16 protein-coding genes are annotated in these 16410 nt (G+C 72.5%); 6 read left to right on the top strand and 10 right to left on the bottom strand.

The features are described from left to right. The first annotated feature begins 354 nt into the window (after nt 1-354). Entirely contained in the window at nt 355-1470 is a 1116-nt protein-coding gene (locus QSK21_RS03140; RefSeq protein WP_285693598.1) for a globin domain-containing protein, read from the top strand. 18 nt (nt 1471-1488) lie between these two features. On the opposite strand, the gene QSK21_RS03135 is transcribed toward QSK21_RS03140, so the two are convergent. Next, a complete protein-coding gene (locus QSK21_RS03135) occupies nt 1489-2289 on the bottom strand; it encodes a helix-turn-helix domain-containing protein (protein ID WP_285693895.1) in 801 nt (266 codons plus the stop codon). A gap of 128 nt (nt 2290-2417) precedes the next feature. On the opposite strand from QSK21_RS03135, the gene QSK21_RS03130 reads away from it, so the two are divergent. Continuing rightward, on the top strand, nt 2418-2813 hold the full coding sequence (locus QSK21_RS03130; RefSeq protein WP_285693596.1) for a PaaI family thioesterase: 396 nt from the start codon (nt 2418-2420) through the stop codon (nt 2811-2813). Nucleotides 2814-2848: 35 nt separating this feature from the next. Here QSK21_RS03130 and QSK21_RS03125 read toward each other — a convergent pair whose 3' ends face one another. Together QSK21_RS03125 and thyX are read right to left on the bottom strand one after the other, a co-directional pair. After that, entirely contained in the window at nt 2849-3574 is a 726-nt protein-coding gene (locus QSK21_RS03125) for a dienelactone hydrolase family protein (protein ID WP_285693594.1), read from the bottom strand. A 90-nt stretch (nt 3575-3664) separates the two neighbouring features. Further along, nucleotides 3665-4462, bottom strand: coding sequence for an FAD-dependent thymidylate synthase (gene thyX, locus QSK21_RS03120; protein ID WP_285693593.1), 798 nt, complete (start codon nt 4460-4462; stop codon nt 3665-3667). Between the two features lie 154 nt (nt 4463-4616). On the opposite strand from thyX, the gene QSK21_RS03115 reads away from it, so the two are divergent. Further along, nucleotides 4617-6674, top strand: a complete 2058-nt coding sequence (locus QSK21_RS03115) for a molybdopterin-containing oxidoreductase family protein (protein ID WP_352231243.1) — start codon at nt 4617-4619, stop codon at nt 6672-6674. Between the two features lie 13 nt (nt 6675-6687). On the opposite strand, the gene add is transcribed toward QSK21_RS03115, so the two are convergent. Further along, nucleotides 6688-7707 carry an adenosine deaminase gene (add, locus tag QSK21_RS03110; protein ID WP_285693894.1) on the bottom strand — a complete coding sequence of 340 codons (1020 nt, stop codon included), beginning with the start codon at nt 7705-7707 and terminating at the stop codon, nt 6688-6690. 88 nt (nt 7708-7795) lie between these two features. On the opposite strand from add, the gene QSK21_RS03105 reads away from it, so the two are divergent. Then, a complete protein-coding gene (locus tag QSK21_RS03105) occupies nt 7796-8824 on the top strand; it encodes a helix-turn-helix transcriptional regulator (protein WP_285693590.1) in 1029 nt (342 codons plus the stop codon). A gap of 40 nt (nt 8825-8864) precedes the next feature. Here the strand turns inward: QSK21_RS03105 and QSK21_RS03100 are convergent, their stop codons facing one another. The 3 genes from QSK21_RS03100 to QSK21_RS03090 form a co-directional block, all read right to left on the bottom strand. Further along, the gene (locus tag QSK21_RS03100; RefSeq protein WP_285693588.1) at nt 8865-9800 is read right to left on the bottom strand and encodes an SDR family oxidoreductase; all 936 of its coding nucleotides are present in this window, start codon (nt 9798-9800) and stop codon (nt 8865-8867) included. 158 nt (nt 9801-9958) lie between these two features. Further along, complete coding sequence (locus tag QSK21_RS03095; protein WP_285693586.1) at nt 9959-10108, bottom strand: GPGG-motif small membrane protein; 150 nt, start codon at nt 10106-10108, stop codon at nt 9959-9961. 60 nt (nt 10109-10168) lie between these two features. Beyond that, on the bottom strand, nt 10169-12325 hold the full coding sequence (locus tag QSK21_RS03090) for an anthranilate synthase component I (RefSeq protein WP_285693584.1): 2157 nt from the start codon (nt 12323-12325) through the stop codon (nt 10169-10171). A 417-nt stretch (nt 12326-12742) separates the two neighbouring features. Between QSK21_RS03090 and QSK21_RS03085 the strand changes: the two genes are divergently transcribed. Continuing rightward, nucleotides 12743-13300 carry a VOC family protein gene (locus QSK21_RS03085; RefSeq protein WP_285693582.1) on the top strand — a complete coding sequence of 186 codons (558 nt, stop codon included), beginning with the start codon at nt 12743-12745 and terminating at the stop codon, nt 13298-13300. A 48-nt stretch (nt 13301-13348) separates the two neighbouring features. Here QSK21_RS03085 and QSK21_RS03080 read toward each other — a convergent pair whose 3' ends face one another. After that, complete coding sequence (locus QSK21_RS03080) at nt 13349-13693, bottom strand: DUF6285 domain-containing protein (protein WP_285693580.1); 345 nt, start codon at nt 13691-13693, stop codon at nt 13349-13351. 92 nt (nt 13694-13785) lie between these two features. Here QSK21_RS03080 and QSK21_RS03075 point away from each other — a divergent pair, with 92 nt between their 5' ends. Beyond that, entirely contained in the window at nt 13786-14994 is a 1209-nt protein-coding gene (locus QSK21_RS03075) for an acyl-CoA dehydrogenase family protein (protein WP_285693578.1), read from the top strand. Between the two features lie 34 nt (nt 14995-15028). On the opposite strand, the gene QSK21_RS03070 is transcribed toward QSK21_RS03075, so the two are convergent. Then, entirely contained in the window at nt 15029-15997 is a 969-nt protein-coding gene (locus QSK21_RS03070) for a phosphotransferase family protein (RefSeq protein WP_285693576.1), read from the bottom strand. Beyond that, nucleotides 15997-16398, bottom strand: coding sequence for a phosphomannose isomerase type II C-terminal cupin domain (locus QSK21_RS03065; protein ID WP_285693574.1), 402 nt, complete (start codon nt 16396-16398; stop codon nt 15997-15999). The genes QSK21_RS03070 and QSK21_RS03065 overlap by 1 nt, the downstream gene beginning before the upstream one ends. Nucleotides 16399-16410 lie beyond the last annotated feature (12 nt).

The following is a 16410-nucleotide window of genomic DNA, read 5'->3' as shown; positions in this document are numbered from 1 at the left end:
CCGCACCGCCCGGGTAGAGATTTTTCCACCGCCGAAGGCGAAAGATCATCGCCGGCACGCACCCGTACGCCATGCAAAACTGCCGATACCGGGAGGAATTCCCCCGACCTTCCACAATCATTCGGGCGATTCCGATCGATACCGACAAGTATCTGTACCCCCGACGAGTAACCAGAAATCCAGCGAAATTCGTAAAGGCGTACGGAACGCCGCCCGGCCGCGCCACCTGCCCCGAACCGGTTGAGGACCGCGGCTCCCGATGCGAAACTCTCACAAAGCCGGACAGCACGGGGGACTGTCAAGGGCGCCGGGAGTTCCGGCGCCGTACCCGACGGCTGAGAAGGCGGCTGGCCTATGCCATGGGAAGCGCGCGTCGCGAAAGAAAGCCTCGACTGGATCGAACCCGTCGCACAGAAGGCGGCCGGCTATTTCTACGGCCGGCTGTTCGCCTCCGACCCCCGGCTGCGGGACCTGTTCCCGCCCGCCATGGACCGGCAGCGCGACCGCATGTTCCGCGCCCTCATCGCGATCGTCGGCAGCCTGGACGACCCCGCCGCGCTGGACCGCACGCTCGCCCGACTCGGCCGCTGCCACCGCAAGTTCGGCGTGCTGCCCGAGCACTACCCCCTCATGGGCGCGGCCCTCATCGCGACGCTGCGCAGGTTCGGCGGGACCGCCTGGACGGCCGAGACCGAGACCGCCTGGACGATCGCGTACCGGTCCGCCTCCCAGCTGATGATCGCCGCCGCCGAACGCGACGCGGCCCTCGCACCGGCCTGGTGGGTCGCCGAGGTCACCGCCCACGACCGCCGCGCCGCCGACCTGGCCGTGCTCACCCTCCGCCCGGACCGCCCCCTGCCGTACGAACCGGGCCAGTACGTCCCCGTCCAGGTCCGACGCTGGGCCAGGGTGTGGCGGCCCTACTCGCCCGCCGGCGCGCCCCGCCCCGACGGCACCCTCCACCTCCACGTACGGGCCGTCCCCGGCGGCTGGGTGAGCGGGACGCTGGTCCGCCACACCACGCCGGGCGACACCGTCCTGCTCGGCTCCGCGGACGGCACCATGACCCTCGGCGGCACCGGCGGCCGCGACCTCCTCCTGGTCGCGGGCGGCACCGGCCTCGCTCCCCTCAAGGCCATCGCCGAGCAGGCCGCCACCTCCGCCCGCGACCGCTCCGTCCACCTCCTCGTCGGCGCCCGCACCCAGGACGGCCTGTACGACATCGACTCCCTGCGGGCGCTCGCCGCAGCCTGGCCCCGGCTCCAGGTGACCCCCGTCATCTCCGACGACCCCGGCTACCCGGGGATCCGCGGCGGCCTGCCCGACGTGCTCGGCCGGTTCGCCGACCCCCGCCGCCACGAGGTCTACCTCGCCGGTCCCGCCGGGATGGTCAGGACCGCCGCCGGCGTCCTGAGCGACCTCGGCGTCCCGCCCGAGCACGTCCACCACGACCCGATCGAGCCCCCATGACGGGCCGCCCACCGCCGCTCACCAGCCGCCGCGCTCCTTCAGGAACCTCGTCGTGGCCGCGTCCGCGGGATAGAACGCCTCGATCGCCAGCTCCGCCACCGTGATGTCCACGGGTGTGCCGAACGTGGCGATCGTGCTGAAGAACGACAGCTCGGCATCCCCCGACCGGATCCGCAGCGGCACCACCACCTCCCCGCCGGACGGCGGCGGCGCGGGCCCCTCCACCGGCTCCGGGTACTCGCGCAGCTCCCGGTACAGCTGTGCCAGCGCCGGGTCCGCGGTCAGCGCCACATGACGACGCACCCGGTCGATCATGTGCGCGCGCCACTCCGCCAGATTGAGGATGTTCCGCGCCATGCCCTCCGGATGCATGCTGAGCCTCAGCACGTTCAGCGGCGGCTCCAGCAGCTCCGGCGGCGCCCCCTCCATGAACAGCGCGGCCGCCGCGTTGGCCTCGATCAGGTTCCAGAACCGGTCCACCACGACCGCCGGGAAGGGCTCGTGGCCCCGCAGCACCTGGCGCAGCGCCTCCCGCACCGAATCCATCCGCGGCTCCTCGATCGAGGTCTCGGAGTACACCGGCGCGAACCCGGCCGCCACCAGCAGCAGATTGCGATCGCGCAGCGGCACGTCCAGGTGCTCCGACAGCCGCAGCACCATCTCCCGGCTCGGCGAGGACCGCCCCGTCTCCACGAAGCTCAGATGCCGCGTCGAGACACCGGCGTCGGAGGCCAGCTCAAGCTGGCTCAGCCGGCGCCTCTGCCGCCAGGCCCGCAACTGCTCCCCGACCGGCCGCACGTCACTCAGCGAGGTCGTCATCGTCGTCACGCCCCCGACGGTATCCAGCCGATGTCATGGCGGCGATTACCTCCCACGTCATGGACCGGACCCGCACACCCCGGGCAGGGTGACCCGCCAGGAGAACCCGACACGCGAGAGGGACCGAGATGACGACGGACCAGCTCCTCGACGCCATGCCGTTCGCCCGCACGCTGGGCGTGGAGATCGACGCCGCCGCGCCCGGCGAGGTCACGGGGCGGCTGGCCTGGGCACCCGGCCGCTGCACCGCGGGCGGGACGATGCACGGCGGCGCCCTGATGGCGCTCGCCGACAGCCTCGGCGCCGTCTGCGCGTTCCTCAACCTCCCCGAAGGCGCGAGCACCACCACCGTGGAGTCCAAGACCAACTTCTTCCGCGGCGTGCGCTCGGGGACCGTCCGCGGCATCGCCCGGCCCCTGCACACCGGCCGCCGCTTCCTCGTCGTCCAGACGGATCTGTACGACGACGCCGAACGCCGGATCGCCCAGGTCACCCAGACCCAGGCCGTCCTGGCCGGGTCCTGAGCGGCGGCCGTGCCGGGGCGCCGAGGCCGTGGCCTTTACGTTGTAGATCCGTTCTTGGCGAGATGGGTGTCGAAGAAGGCGAAGATGCGCTCCCAAGCCTCGGGGGCGGCGTCACGGCCCTGACCGTGCCCCATGACGACCTTGGACAGGAGGCTCATCGGCGCCGGAGTGCGGCTGCCGGTGAGGAAGCTGTGCCCCGCGTCCGGGTACTCCTTCACATCGTGCGGCACGTCCAGCTCGGTCAGGGCGCGGTCGAGCTTGGCCGCGGCGCGCCGGAGCGAGCGGTCGCGGCCGCCGTAGCTCGCGACGACGGGGCAGGCGCCCTCCAGCGCTTCGGGCAGCGCGCGGGGCAGCATGCCGTAGTTCACCGAGGCGGCCTGGAAGTCGTACTTGGCGGCGGCCACCAGGGCGAACCCGCCGCCCATGCAGAAGCCGATCACGCCCACCCGTCCCGTGCAGTCGTCCCGGGCGGCGAGCCAGGCGCGGGCGGCCTCGATGTGGTCGTACATGGGCCCGCGCCGCGCGAACAGCTGGCGTATCGCGGAACGGACGCACCGCAGCCACGGCGCCCCGTTGTAGAAGTCGGGAAGGACGGCCAGATAGCCCCGGCCCGCCAGACGGTCGGCCTGGGCGCGCATGTCCTCGTTCACGCCGAACGCCTCGAACACGACGACGACGGCCGGCCACGGGCCCTCCCCCTCCGGGACGGCGAGGTAGGCGGGCAGCTCCTGAGCCCCTGCGGGGACGGTGATGTCAGGCATGCGCCCAACCTGGCGTAAACGGCGCCTTACGCCCAGGCCCAATCTCGCGCGGATCGATCCCGTGTGACGCCGGTCTCGTTCACAGGCTCGTCAGACCTTGCGCCACTTGGGGATCCAGGCGCCGTCCTCGATCTCGTAGTCGCCGAACAGGGCGGGCGCCTCGCGCCGCATCACCTCGCCGACCCGGCCGAACAGCAGCCGGATCTCCTCCTCCGCGCCGGGCGCCGTGCGGTTCTCGATCACGTGCCGGAGGGTGCGGACGTTGGCCGTCCAGACCAGCCCGGTGGCGACGCCCTCGGGCGCGAAGCGCCGCATGAACGACGTCTTGTGCTTCTTCTCCGCGAACGGGACGCCCTCGTCATCGAGCCCGAAGCGGGCGGCCATCCAGCCCTGGAACTCCTCCATCTGCTCCAGGAGCGCGGTGGCCCGCTTCATCAGCTCGGCGTCCTCGCGGGCCCACTCGGGGAACCAGAACGGGATGTCCTGGAGCCGCACGAAGCGCAGGGACTCCTGGGAGATCGCCGTACCGGGGCGGTGCCGCACCAGCTCGTGGGTCAGGACGCGGCTGACGTTGTGCAGGACGAAGCTGAAGCTGATGTGCTCCAGCACCGACCCGTGCATGCTGCGCAGGATGTTCTTCAGATACGCGTCCTGGTCGGTGCGGATCCTGGTGACGTTGGGGTTGAGACCGGGCTCCCAGGACCGGTAGCACAGCCGGCCGGCGAACTCCGCGAGGTTCTGCGGGTCGTTGAGCTCGGCGTCCAGCTCCCCCCGGTCGAGCCGCCCGAGCCAGGACTCGCCGCCGACATCGCGCAGATAGCGGGCCACCTCGTTGTAGTCCAGCTCCGGACGTGCGACCAGGTACACCTCTGGCTCGACGCTCTTCACGCTGTCATCTCCCCCATGCGTCACGTTCACCCCTTGAGGGATGCCGTCCCAAGGAAACCAGGTCGGGACGGAGTTGGCGACACCGCCCCGGGCACCGCGATGTCAGGGGCGTCGGCGGGTGACACTCCTGGAGCTCATGCCGCAGACTGGGGTCGTGACGGAGCTGAAGGTGCTGGGCGCGTGCCCGCTGGACTGCCCGGACGGCTGCTCGTGGGTGGTGACCGTACGGGACGGCGAGGCGGTGGAGCTGCGCGGCAACCCCGACCACCCCTACACCAGGGGCGCGCTGTGCACCAAGGTCAACCGGTGGCTGGAGCGCGCGTCCCAGCCGGACCGGATCCTGTACCCGCTGCGCCGCGTCGGCCGCAAGGGCGAGGGACGGTTCGAGCGCATCACCTGGGACGAGGCGCTGGACGAGATCGCCGGCCGCCTCCACCGGATCATCGAGGAGCACGGCGGCCAGGCGATTTGGCCGTACTGGGGCACCGGCACGCTCGGCTATCTCCAGGGCTTGGAGGGCTTCGCGGGGCGGCGGCTGTTCAACGCGCTCGGCGCCTCCGGCCACGACGCGAACATCTGCTCGGCGGCGGGCACGACCGGGCTGCGGTACACGATCGGGCGGGGCGGCGGCATGGACCCCGAGGACCTCGCGCATGCCCGGCTGATCATCCTGTGGGGCTCGAACCCCCTGACCAGCGGCCACCACGTGTGGACGTTCGTGCAGGCCGCGCGGCGCGCGGGCGCGTACCTGGTGGCGATCGACCCCGTGCTGACCCGCTCCGCCGCCCAGGCCGACGAGCACCTGGCGCCGCTGCCGGGCACGGACGCGGCGCTGGCCCTCGGCCTGCTGAACGTGGTCGTCGGTCTCGGCGCGCAGGACAAGGAGTTCCTGGAACGGCACACGCTGGGCTGGCCGCGGTTCCGGGAGCGGATCGAGGAGTTCACGCCGTCCCGCGCCGCCGCCGTCACGGGAGTGCCCGAGGAGGCGATCGTCGCGCTCGGCGAGCGCATCGCGCGCACGCGGCCCACCGCGATCCGCGCCACGCAGGGCGTACAACGGCACGCGGGCGGCGGGTCGGCGCTGCGGACGCTGGCGTGCGTCCCCGGCGTGACGGGCGACTGGGCGCGGCGGGGCGGCGGACTGTCGTTCTCGACCTCGGGCCATGCCCGGCTGAACCGCCGGGCGCTGTTCCGCGACGACCTCTACACCGGCGGTCCGCGCCGCGTGCTGTCGATGAGCCGGCTCGGCGAGGCGCTTCTGGAGGCGGACGACCCGCCCGTCCAGGCGCTGTTCGTGATCGCGGCCAACCCGGTGGGCAGCACGCCCCACCAGAACCGGGTCCGCGAGGGGCTGTCCAGGGACGACCTGTTCACCGTGGTCCTGGAGCAGTTCCCGACCGACACCGCCGACTACGCCGACATCGTCCTGCCCGCGACGATGCAGCACGAGCACGCCGACCTGCACGAGGGGTACGGCCATCTCTACCTGGCCTGGAACGAGCCCGCGGTCGCGCCGCCGGGCGAGTGCCTGTCCACCACGGAGACCTTCCGCCGCCTGGCCCTGCGCATGGGGCTGGACGACCCGGCGCTGCAGGACTCCGACGAGCGCCTGGCCGAGCAGGCGCTGGCGTCGGGCCACCCCTACCTGGAGGGCATCACCCTCGACCGGCTCCGCAAGGAAGGGTTCGTGCGGCTGGCGGTGCCCGACCCGTTCCTGCCGTACGCCGAGGGCTTCCCGACGCCGTCGGGCAAGCTGGAGTTCGTCTCGCGGCGCGCCGCGGGGGCCGGGCTCGACCCGGTCGCCGGTTACACGCCGCCGGCCGAGGTCACCGATCCCGAACGCGCCGCGCGCTACCCGCTGGCGCTGATCTCGGCGGCGTCGCACCACTTCCTCAACACGGTGTTCGGCAACAACGAGGAGCTGCGCCGCCGTTCCGGGGACGGCCCGTCCCTGCGCATGCACCCCGTGGACGCGGCGGCCCGCGGCCTGGAGAGCGGGCGGCGCGTGCGCGTCCACAACGACCGGGGCGAATTCGAGGCGGTGCTGGACGTCACCGACAGGGTGCGCCCAGGCGTCGTCGCGACGTCCAAGGGGCACTGGGCGAAGTTCTCCGGCGGCGCCAACGCCAACTCCGTGGTGAACGAGCACGACACCGACCTGGGCGGCGGCCCCACCTTCCACGACACCCGCGTCGAGGTGGAGCCTCGCTAGGGACGCGCACGCGCTAAGGGAGCGCGTCGATCTCGTCCAGGATGGCCCGCTTGCCCTTCTCGTCGAGGCCGGACGCGATGACGGCGTTGCGGGCGAGCGCGGCCAGCTCGTCCCGGCCGAACCCGAAGACCTCGGCGGCGGCGCGGTACTCGCCGGTCAGCGAGGTGTCGAACATGGGCGGGTCGTCGCTGTTGAGCGTGACGAACAGGCCCTCCTCCAGCATCCGCGGCAGCGGGTGCGCGCCGAGGCTCTCGACCTGGCCCGTGCAGACGTTGGACGTGGGGCACACCTCCAGCGGGATCTGCGTCTCGCGCAGGTGCGCGACCAGCCGCGGGTCCTGGAGGCAGCTGAGGCCGTGCCCGATCCGCTCGGCGCCGAGGCCGTCGATGACCTCCCAGATCGTCTCCGGACCGGTCATCTCGCCGCCGTGCGGGAGGCTGCGCAGGCCGGCGTCGCGGGCGGCGCGGAACGCGGCGCGGAAGTCGTCCCGGTACGGCGGGCGCATCTGCTCGATGCCCGCGAGGCCGAAGCCGACCAGCGCCCGCGGCGGGTGCCGCAGCGCGTGCTCGGTGGTGGCGGCGGCGCCCTCGGCACCGAACTCGCCGGGGATGTCGAAGATGTAGGCCAGCTCGACGCCGTGCAGGGAGAGCGCCTCGCCCGCGGCGCGGTCGAGCGCCTCGGTGATCGCCGGCATGGCCATCCCGGCGCGCTGGTGCGTGTACGGGGTGACGGTCAGCTCCACGTACCGGACGTTCTGCGCGGCCAGGTCGCGTGCCGTGCCCAGCACCAGCGTGGCGACGTCGTCGGGCGTCCTGACCAGGCTGGACACCGACTCGTACACCTCGGCGAAGTGCGGGAAGTCGCGGAAGGCGTAGAAGTCGCGCAGCTCGTCCTCGGTGGTGGGGACCGGGCCGTCGGGATGCCGCCGGGCCAGTTCGAGGACGGTGGCGACGGAGGCCGAACCCACGAGGTGGACGTGCAGCTCGACCTTGGGGAGCGCGTCGATGAACGCGGTCAGCGAGGGTTCGATCATTGTGGTCACGCGGCGACGCTAGCAACCGGCTCACCGCCCGCGACAGCGGCATTCCCGCTTTCTAACACGAAAATGTAAGAATGGGTGGGTGCGTGCGTCCCGGCTGATCTCCCTGGTCCTCCTGCTCCAGTCGCGGGAGTCGATGACCGCCGCCGAGCTGGCCCGCGAGCTGGAGGTCTCGGAGCGGACGGTCTACCGGGACGTGGAGGCGCTGTCGGCGGCCGGCGTCCCGGTGTACGCCGAGCACGGCAGGGGCGGCGGGTACCGGCTCGTCGGCGGGTACCGGACGCGGCTGACCGGCCTCAGCAGGGAGGAGGCCGAGGCCCTGTTCCTGGCCGGGCTGCCGGGACCGGCCGAGGACATGGGCCTCGCCGACGCGGTGGCGGCGGCGGAGCTCAAGGTGCTGGCGGCGCTCCCGCCGGGTCTGCGGGACGCCCCCGAGCGCGCGGGCCGCCGCTTCCACCTGGACGCCCCCGGCTGGTTCGGCGAGTCCGGCCCGCCGCCCGTCCTGCGCGACCTGACCCGGGCGGTCTGGCATGACGAGGTGGTCGAGTTCCGCTACCGGCGCGCACGCGCGTCCGGCGGGGACGGCGCCTCCGGCGCATCCGGCGCGGACGGCGATGGCGTGCGCACGGTGGAGCCGTACGGGCTGGTCCTGAAGAACGGCACCTGGTACCTGGTCGCCAAGGCCGGCGGCCGGCACCGCACCTACCGCGTGGACCGGATCGACGACCTGCGCCCGGCCGGGCGGCGCTTCGACAGGGACGAGGACTTCGACCTGCCCGGTCACTGGGCGGCCCAGGCCGAGGACTTCCTGCGGTCGCTGCTGCGGGAGGAGATCACCATCCGGCTCGGCCCGCGCGGGCGGCGGCTGCTGCGGTACGCGGTCGAGCCGTACGCGGCGCGCCGCGCGCTGGAGGACGCCGGGGAACCCGACGCCGACGGGTGGGTGACCACCACCCTGCCGATCGAGTTCCCCGAGGTGGCCTGCCATGAGCTGCTGCGGCTCGGGACGGAGGTCGAGGTGCTGGACCCGCCCGAGCTGCGCGAGCTCATCGCCGCCACCGCGGCCGGCGTCGCCGCCCTCTACCGGCGCCCCTCCGGCGGCGCCCCGTGACCCGGCCGGCGCCCCGTGACCCGGCGGGACCCCCGATGTCTCAGCGGTACCCCGTGACGTCGGCGGGCTTGCCCGCCCACTGGACCTCCATGGCATAGCGCCAGGCGTCCGGGCGGCTGCCGTCGACGTCGGTGAACCCGTACTCCTGGGCCAGGCCGCCGCTGGACAGCGACCGCCCGTTCCAGCGGTGCCGGTCGGGATCGGAGGCCAGCGCGACCACGGCCCGCCCGGTGAACGCGGGCGTCTCGGAGATCGCGAAGTGCTCCTCGACCTGTGTCGCGTCCCGCCAGTTGTCCTCGGTGACGCCGAAGGAGTCCAGCATCGCCTCCGACCGCATCCAGCCCGGCGTGAGGGCCACGGCGGTGCAGCCGTACGGCTTGATCTCCTCGGCCAGGGTCATCCCCATCCGGATCCCGGCCCACTTGCACAGGTCGTAGAAGAAGCCGGACTCCCAGCGGTAGGAGGCGTTGGACTCGGCCGTCCCGTCGGTCATCTCGACCACCAGCCCGCCGGGGTTCTTGATCATCAACGGCAGCGCGCGGTGGCTGGTGATGGCGTGGGTGTCGATGCCCAGGCGCAGCAGCCGCAGGCCGTCCTCGACCGGGCGGTCCCACAGCTTCTCGCGGAAGTTCCAGAGGTGGTCGGCGCCGAAGATGTCGTTCACCAGGATGTCGAGCCGGCCGTGGTCGGCGTCGATCCGCTCGACCAGCCGGGTCACCTGCGCGGGGTCGAGATGGTCCACCCGGACCGGGATGCCCTCGCCCCCGGCCGCGGTGACCAGTTCCGCGGTCTCCTCGATGGTCTCCGGCCTGTCCACCTCCGAGCGCCGCTCCCGGGTGGAACGGCCGGTGCAGTAGACGGTGGCGCCCGCGGCGCCCAGTTCCACGGCGGTGCCCCTCCCGGCGCCGCGCGTCGCCCCCGCGACCAGGGCGATCTTCCCGGCCAGCGGGCGGCCGTCATTCGTGTTCTCGCTCATGACGAAAATGCTGGCAGCCAGACCTGACAGATCGTGTCAGCTTTTCTCGCCGTTTGCCCAGCGTCCTTCTCCCGCCGCCGGAGTCCCGAAACGGCGCCCGCCCGGACATCCGTCCGGGCGGGTGGTCTCGGGGAGGGAGGGCGGGCGCTGGGCGCCGGTCAGGGATTGAAGATGCTGACACCGCCCGGCCCCACCAGGAAGCCGAGCACGATCAGCACGATGCCGAAGATCAGCTCGCGCCGGGCGATGATGACGTAGATACCGGCGACGATCAGGACTACCGCGATGAGCCAGAGCAAGGTGAGCATGGGCGCGGGGTCCCCCGCCCCGCGCCCGGTAAACGCCGGACCAAGGGAGGATGCCCGTTTCTACCTTTTCGTCGTGGCCGGAACGGCGGCCGGCGCGCGGCACAGCCGCAGCGCGTTCGCCACGATCCGGTGCCCCGCCCGCCCGGTCGCGGTGAGGATCGACTCGGGGTGGAACTGCACCGCCCAGCGCCGTCGCTCGGGGTCCTCGATGGCCATCACGACGTCCCCGGTCAGCGCCGTGACCTGGTAGCCCTTCACCCGTTCCGGGGTGGCGTGCAGCGAGTGGTAGCGCGCGGCGGTGAACTCCTCCGGCAGCCCTTCCAGCAGCTCGCCACTGCACACCCGCACCCGGCCCGGCTTGCCGTGCGACGGCTCGGGCAGCAACGCCAGCTCGCCGCCCGCGTGCTCCACCATCGCCTGGAGGCCCAGGCACACCCCGAACACCGGCAGGCCCCGCTCGTCGAGGGCGTCCAGCAGCGCCGCGGTGGCGAAGTCCTCCGGGCGTCCCGGGCCCGGCGACAGCACGACCAGGTCGGGGGCGAGCTCGTCCAGCATCCGCAGCGGGAAGCCGTGCCGCAGCGTGACCGCCTCGGCGCCCTGCTGCCGGAAGTAGTCGGCCAGGGTGTTGACGAAGGAGTCCTCGTGGTCGACCACGAGGACCTTGAGGCCCTCCCCCGCCCGCTCGTCCTCCGCGCCGTCCGGCTCCGCCGTGCCGCCCCCGGCCGTCCCCGCCTGTGACTGGGCCAGCGCCTGGAGCAGCGCGCTGGCCTTGAGGTGGGTCTCCCGCTCCTCCTCCTCGGGGTCGGAGTCGTACAGCAGCGTGGCCCCCGCGCGGACGGTCGCGACGCCGTCCTTGATCTGGGCGGTGCGCAGCGTGAGCCCGGTGTTCATCGACCCGTCGAAGCCCACGAACCCGACGGCGCCGCCGTACCAGCGGCGCGGCGCGTCCTCGTGGTCCTCGATGAACTGCATCGCCCAGGTCTTGGGCGCGCCGGTGACGGTGACCGCCCACATGTGCGTGAGGAACGCGTCCAGCGCGTCGAACCCGGGACGCAGCCGCCCCTCGATGTGGTCGACGGTGTGGATCAGCCGCGAGTACAGCTCGATCTGCCGCCGGCCCAGCACCTTCACGCTGCCGGGGACGCAGATCCGCGACTTGTCGTTGCGGTCCACGTCGGTGCACATGGTCAGCTCGGACTCGTCCTTGGCCGAGGACAGGATCGCGCGGATCTGCTCGGCGTCCTCCAGGGGGTCGCCGCCACGGCGGATCGTCCCGGCGATCGGGCAGGTCTCCACCCGGTCCCCGGTCACCCGGACGAACATCTCCGGCGACGCCCCGACCAGGTGCTCGCCCTCGCCCAGGTTGAACAGGAACTCGAACGGCGCGGGGTTGGTCTCGCGCAGCCGCTCGAAGAACGCCGAGGGCGAGTCGCAGCGCCCGTACATCGCGTGCCCGGGGGTCACCTCGAACAGGTCACCGCGGACGAACTTCTCCTTGGCCTCCCGGACCATCTGCGCGTACGCGCCGGGGACGGGCTGCGGCGGCAGCTCGGCGGCCGTGGTGAGGGGCGTCGGCTCCGTCTCGCGGGGAAGGCCGGCGGTGCTCGTCCCGTCCACCACGAAGTCGTAGGACACCCGGTGGGAGATCTCCAGCTTCCGGTCCACGACGATCAGCTCGTCCGCCAGGTGCAGCACGAGGTCGCGCTGGTCGGCGGGGCGCTCCAGGCGCGTGCGCAGCGGCTCGAACTGGAGCGACAGGTCGTACCCGAACGCCCCCCACAGGCCGAGGTGGGGGTCGTCGCAGCGGAACAGGTCGATCACGGCGCGCAGGGCGGTGAAGACGGTGGGCCGGCGGCTGCGCTCCTCCTCGGTGAAGAACTCCCCGCTCTCCGGGACGAACACCTCGACCCGTCCGGGCTCGTCGGCGCGGGTCTCCCCGGTGCCGCGCAGGACGGGGCCGATCGCGCGGATCAGCACCCGGCCCCGCTCGTTGAGGGCCCGCGCGGTGACCGTGCGGCCACGCGCGACGACCTCCAGGCAGGGGTCGCGGTAGCCCATGTGCCAGCGGCTGTAGCGGCCCGGATACTCCATGCCGGAGCTGAGCACGCCGCCGCGCCGCTCCCCCAGCGCGGCGACGAGGGCGTTCAGCGCGTCGGACTTGCGCTCGGGGTCGACCGGGACGGCCGTGCGGATCACCCGCACGCCCCCGGCCGTCACGTACTCGCCGTGCCGCGACCCTTCAGGCCCTTCGATGGCGCCTTCGATGGCGCTTTCAATGGTGGATCGCTCTGTGTCGGATGGCTGAGTGCTGGATCGCTGTGGGCGCGATCCTTCTGGGACGGTCTCCACCGCGGTGGCCCCTCAAGGTGTCAGGCCCTCGACCCTGGCCGGCCGCGGAGAGACGGCGGCGACCGCCGGGTGAGGGCGGTCGCCTGGATGTCGGAATGCTCGAACCGGCGCCGCCTTAGCGGCGCCACCACCAGTCTTGATGAGGGCGGTTCACGGTTCGCATGCACAGAGCGTACCGGGCTCGCGGGCCGGCGTCCAAGCACCGCGGCCGGGGACCGGGGTTTGCATACGGGTCGCCTCTTGCCATGATGAGGTTGCAAGGGATCGCTTACGAAGGGCCCGCTCATGGACCGGAAGAACCCCGAGTTCGAGCTTCGCGGGGTGAACCACGTGGCGCTGGTGTGCAGCGACATGAAGCGAACGGTCGACTTCTACCAGGGCGTGCTGGGCATGCCGCTGATCAAGACGATCGAGCTGCCCATGGGCTGGGGCCAGCACTTCTTCTTCGACTGCGGCGGCGGGAACGCGCTGGCGTTCTTCTGGTTCCCGGACGCGCCCGAGGGCGTGCCCGGCGTGTCGGCCCCGAAGAACCTCCCGGACCGGGGCGAGCTGCTGTCGGCGGTCGGGTCCATGAACCACATCGCCTTCGACGTGCCGCCGGAGAGGATCGAGGAGTACCGGGACCGGCTGATCGCCAAGGGCATCGACGTGGGCACCCTGCTCAACCACGACGACAGCGAGTTCGGCGTGGCGCGGGAGATGCACGACGGGGTGTTCGTGCGCTCGATCTACTTCAAGGACCCCGACGGCATCCTGGTCGAGTTCGCCGCCTGGACGCGGGAGCTGGACTCCCCCGACGACGTCCGGCACGAGCCGAAGACCGCCGCCGACCGCACGGTGTGACGTCCCGGGCGGAAGCCGGAGCGGGTGGCCCGGGGCGCCCGTACCAGCTCAGGACTCCAGGTACGGCGGGTTGGCGACCAGCAGCTTGTCCCGGACGGTCTCCACCAGCACGTCCTTGACCTCGGCGGCGCGGCCGTCGATCTCCCCCGCCCTGATCGCCGCGGCCAGCTCGGCGTCGTCCGCGAAGCCCAGCGCGGCCAGCCGTGCCCGGTGCCGCTCGGCCTGGCCCGCGCCCAGCTCCATCTCCCGCTCCACGATCGACAGCGCGTTCACCGCGACCAGCGCGTGGAAGCGGGCGCGGCCGGACAGCGCGCCCGCCACGTCGTTCTCCAAGAATTCACGAACCGCCTCCACCAGCTCGCGGGCGGAGGGCGCGTCATGGGGTGGTGTCACGGAGGCGATCCTAGGTCTGCGGCGCGCTTGCCACAGAACGGCATTCGGTAGCAGGGTGGGGGCAGCCGGACGATCCTGGAGAGGCAGCGCCGATGAGCTTCGAGGTCCCCGCGTCCGTACGTCCCGTGCGGGACGCGGTGTACGCGTTCATGACCGAGCGGGTGGAGCCCGCCGAGCCGGTCCTGCACAAGGGCGGCGAGGAGGCCGCGGAGGCGCTGGCCGGGCTCCAGCGCGAGGCCAAGCAGGAAGGGCTGTGGGCGCTGGGCCACCCCAAGGAACTGGGCGGTGGCGGCCTGTCGTTCCTGGACTACGTGTACGTGAACGAGGTGCAGGGACGCAGCGAATACGGGCAGCTGGCGCTGGGCACCTACACCCTCCAGGACTCGCTCATGCTGCACCGGTACGCCAGCGAGGCCCAGCGTGAGAGGTTCCTGGGGCCGCTGGTGCGAGGCGAGACCTTCCCCAGCTTCGCCATGACCGAGCCGGGCATCTCCAGCTCCGATCCGACCCAGCTCACCACGACGGCGACGCTGGAAGGCGGCGAGTGGGTGATCCGGGGACGCAAGTGGTTCACCACGGCGGCGAACATGGCGGCCTACACCACGGTCATGTGCCGCACCGAGCCGGAGGACACCTCACCGTACCTGTCGTTCAGCATGATCCTGGTGCCGACGGACACGCCCGGTTACACGATCGTCCGCGACACCCCGGTGCTCGGGCTGGACGGCGGGCACTGCGAGGTGGTCTACGACGGCGTCCGCGTCCCCGAGAGCAACCTGCTGGGGCCGCGCGGGCACGGCTTCGTCATCGCGCAGGAGCGCCTCGGCCCGGGGCGGATCTTCCACTGCATGCGGTTCCTCGGCCAGGCGCAGCGCGCGTTCGACCTGATGTGCGAGCGGCTGCACCAGCGGACGGCGTTCGGCGGGCCGCTGCACGAGAAGCAGTTGCTGCAACAGCACGTGTTCGACTCCTACACCGAGATCCAGGCGTCCCGCCTGCTCACCCTGCACGCCGCCCACAAGATCGACTCGGCGGGCGACGGCCTGGGATCGGAGGCGAGGGTCGAGATCGGGGCCATCAAGGTGGTGGCGGCGCGGATGCTGCACAACGTCATCGACCGGGCCATCCAGGTGCACGGCGCGGAGGGCCTGACCGAGGACACCCCGCTGGGCCACATGTACCGGCACGCCCGCGCGGGCCGGATCTTCGACGGACCGGACGAGGTGCACATCACCACCACCGCGCGCCGCATCCTCCGCGAGTACGGCAAGGGACGCAACTGGGAGTTCGGGCTACGCTGACGCGCACCCGGAGCGGAGAGCGAGGCCGGTTCCGCTACGGGAGCATCCGCAGCAGGTCCCACTCGTTCTCGGCGACGCGGCGTCCCAGGGTGGCCAGCTCGACCGAGCGTTCGCCGCCCGACATGTGGCGCCGCGCCTGCATGGCGCAGATGATGCCCCACCGCGTCACGCCGAACGTCTCCCACCAGTGCAGCGCGTCGCGGTCGACCCGGGTGCCGCCGGCCTTCTCGTACGCCTCGATGAGCTGGTCGTAGGCGCCGAAGCCGCCGACCGGCGGCTCGGCCCCGAACCGCCATGCCTTCACGCACAGCCAGCCCAGGTCCTCCAGGGGGTCGCCGAGGTGGGCCAGTTCCCAGTCGAGCACGGCTCTGATGCCGTCCTCGCCGACGATGATGTTGCCGTTGCGGAAGTCGCCGTGGACCACGGTGGGCGTGACCCGGGGCGGGCGGTTGCGCTCCAGCCACCGCAGCCCGAACTCCAGGGCCGGGTGCGGCTCGCCGATGCCGTCCAGGATGTCCGTCCAGAGCCGCAACGGGTCGTCGCGTTCCAGCCCGGGGACGGCGTCCACCGGGATGCGGTGGACGGCCGCGAGGATCTCCCCGCACTGCCCGGCGAGCCGCGCGCGGGCCGCGGCGAGCGCGGGGTCGCGCAGGATGCGGCGCGGGATGGTCTCGCCCTCCACCCGCTCCATCACCACGAACTCGGTGCCGAGCGGGCCATCCTCGCCTCCGGACGCGATGACCTCGGGGCTCGGCACGCCGGCGGCTCCCGCGGCGCGCATCAGCTCGGCCTCGCGCGTCAGCGGGGCACCGGCCATGGCGCCACGGGTGGAGAGCCTCAGGATGAGGGGATGGGCCCGGCCCTCCGCCGTCACGACCTCGAACGCGCAGGTCACCCTGGACGCGCCGCCCTGCGCCCGGCTGAGCCCGCGCACCTGGGCGCCGGGCCCGTACCGTGCGGCGAGCACCTCGCCCAGAGGGCCGGCCAACCGTTCGAGGTCCATCAGGCGCGGCCGTAGGCGTCGTCGAGGCGTTCGATGTCGTCCTCGTCGAAGTCCCCGAAGGCGATCTCCATGACCCGCACGGCCGGGCCCGACGAGCCGAGCCGGTGCGTCTCGCCCCGGCGGATGAAGACCCGCTCGCCCACCTCGGGCTCGAAGCGGCGCCCGGCCACCTCGAAGACGGCGCCGGGGTCCAGCGCGACCCACAGCTCGTCGCGGTCGCGGTGGCGCTGGAGGCTGAGCCGCTGTCCGGGCCGTACGTGGATGAGCTTCACCGTGGACGGCTCGTTCAGCGTGAAGCGCTCGAAGCCGCCCCAGGGGCGCTCGTCGGACACGACGGCGGGTTCGGGCAGCGGGCCGGAGCGGGGGTCGGTGGTCTGCACGGTCACCTCGGTGCTGTTCATGGGGGGCGCTTC

It is taken from the genome of Actinomadura sp. NBRC 104412, assembly GCF_030269515.1.
Taxonomy (GTDB): domain Bacteria; phylum Actinomycetota; class Actinomycetes; order Streptosporangiales; family Streptosporangiaceae; genus Spirillospora.
This window is presented reverse-complemented; position numbering and strand designations above follow the sequence as displayed.